3 protein-coding genes are annotated in these 2,068 nt (G+C 65.4%); 1 reads left to right on the top strand and 2 read right to left on the bottom strand.

Annotation, left to right across the window (positions count from 1 at the left end; genetic code table 11):
- Positions 1-759, top strand: a 759-nt coding sequence (locus tag VHD36_11990) for an acyltransferase family protein (protein ID HVU88032.1), incomplete at its 5' end; no start/stop codon positions are given.
- Positions 760-868: 109 nt separating this feature from the next.
- Here VHD36_11990 and VHD36_11985 read toward each other — a convergent pair.
- Together VHD36_11985 and VHD36_11980 are read right to left on the bottom strand one after the other, a co-directional pair.
- Positions 869-1,588: an ABC transporter ATP-binding protein gene (locus VHD36_11985; protein ID HVU88031.1), complete on the bottom strand. Its 720-nt coding sequence runs from the start codon at positions 1,586-1,588 to the stop codon at positions 869-871.
- The coding region (locus VHD36_11980) for an ATP-binding cassette domain-containing protein (GenBank protein ID HVU88030.1) at positions 1,585-2,068 on the bottom strand (484 nt) is incomplete at its 5' end. The genes VHD36_11980 and VHD36_11985, both read right to left, overlap by 4 nt.

Below are 2,068 nucleotides of genomic sequence, written 5' to 3'. Positions count from 1 at the left end.
CTGTTCGTCGGCGACGGCCGTTGGATCAACGGCTCGTTCTGGTCGATCGCGGTTGAAATCAAGTTCTATGCTGGGCTCGCGCTGCTCGCCGCGCTGATCCCCGACCGACGCCGGCTCGCGACGGTGTTCGCTTGGCTGTCGCTCGCCGCCGCGCCATTCTGGGTGGTGGCGATGCTCTATCAGTTCGCGACGGGCAGCCGCCTGCCGCAGGCGCTCATCGGCATCGCGACCATCGCACCCTACCTGCCGTTCTTTGCCATCGGCATCCTCGCCCGGATGCTCAAGCCGGCGACGCCATTGACCATCACGCTGCTTGCGCTGTGCCTAGTCGAAGCGGCGCTGGTGACTTTGTTCACCGGCTTCGACGGTTCGACCGACGTCGTCGCGGCCGTGGTCACGACGGTCCTGACCATGGTGCTCCTGGGCGCTCTCGTCGCTTTCGCGGCGGGCATGCCCATCCCGCATGTCCCGGTGTTGTCGCGCGCTTTGGCCGGCGTCGGCTTCGTCAGCTTCTCCTGGTATCTCCTCCACGAGAACCTCGGCGTCAGCTTCCTGTTCAACCTCAACCGCGCGCTGCCCAACGTGCTGGCCGTGCCGTTGGCAATGGCCGCGACGCTGCTGATCGCCTGGGTGTTCTCCGAACTGGTCGAGTGGCGCTTCCGCAAACCGGTCGAAGCGCTGGCATTGCGCGTGCTCAACGGGGTGGCAGGGGCAATCAATCGGGTTCGTCGAAAGACGGTTCTGACACCGACCTTGTGATAATCACGGTGTCATCCCCGCGAAGGCGGGGATCCAGAGCAAGGATCGCTGAACCTCGAGTGTGGGACTCCTGGATTCCCGCCTTCGCGGGAATGACACTGCGGGTGATCTACGACGCCGCCAGCAGCGCCTTCGTGTAGTCGGTCTTGATGCTGCGGCTCCGCAGCTCCTCGCGGCTCAGCAGCTCCACCATCTCGGCGTTGCGCATCACCGCCAGCCGGTCGCACATGTAGCTCACCACCGCGAGGTCGTGGCTGACGATCACGAAGGTCAGCTTCAGCTCCTGGCGCAGCCGGTTGAGCAGATTGAGGATCTCGGCCTGGATCGACACATCGAGCGCCGAGGTCGGCTCGTCGAGCAGCAGAATCTTGGGGCTGAGCGCCAGTGCCCGGGCGATCGACACGCGCTGCCGCTGCCCACCGCTCAGCTCGTGTGGGAAGCGAAAGCGAAATTTCGCGCCGAGCCCGATCAGGTCGAGCAGCTCGATCGTGCGCTGCTCCGCATTGGCCATGCCATTGATCCGCATCGGCTCGGCGATCTGCTCGCCGATGACGTAGCGCGGATGGAGCGACGCGTACAGGTCCTGGAACACCATCTGGATTTCGCGCGCCAGCCGCTTGCGCGGTGTCTTGTGAGCGTCGAAGCCGTTGATGGTGATCTTGCCGTCCCAGTCGCGGTTGAGGTTCATGATCGAGCGCAGCAGCGTCGACTTGCCCGAGCCGGATTCGCCGACGAGCCCGAAGCTCTCGCCATCGTTCACGGTGAGCGAAACATCGCGCACCGCGGTTGAGGGTCCGAAGCGGACGGTGAGGTGTTCGATCTCGATCATGCCGCGGCCCAGCTCGCATCGCGGTTGAGGGTCGGCAGCGGGTCGAGCGGCCCATCGATGGTCGGCAGGCACGCGAGCAGTCCGCGCGTGTACGGATGTGTCGCCTGCTGCAGGTTGCTGGCCTTGAGGTCTTCGACCACGTGGCCCGCATACATCACCAGCACGCGGTCGCAGAAGCGCGACACCAGATTGAGGTCGTGGCTGATGAGGATGAGCCCCATGCCGCGCCGCGTCACCAGCTCGTCGATGATGGTGAGCACCTGCGTGCGCACCGTGACGTCGAGCGCCGAAGTTGGTTCGTCCGCCACCAGCAGATCCGGTTCGCGTACCAGCATCATGGCGATCATCACGCGCTGGCCCATGCCGCCCGAAAGCTCGTGCGGATAGAGGCCGAACACGCGTTCGGGGTCGCGGATATGCACCGATTCGAGCATCGCGATGGCGCGCCTGCGGGCCTCGCCGCCGGACACGCGGCGGTCG

It is taken from the genome of Pirellulales bacterium (assembly GCA_035546535.1).
GTDB lineage: Bacteria > Planctomycetota > Planctomycetia > Pirellulales > JACPPG01 > JACPPG01.
Note: the sequence above shows the minus strand (reverse complement) of the source record. Positions and strands in the feature narration are given on the sequence as shown.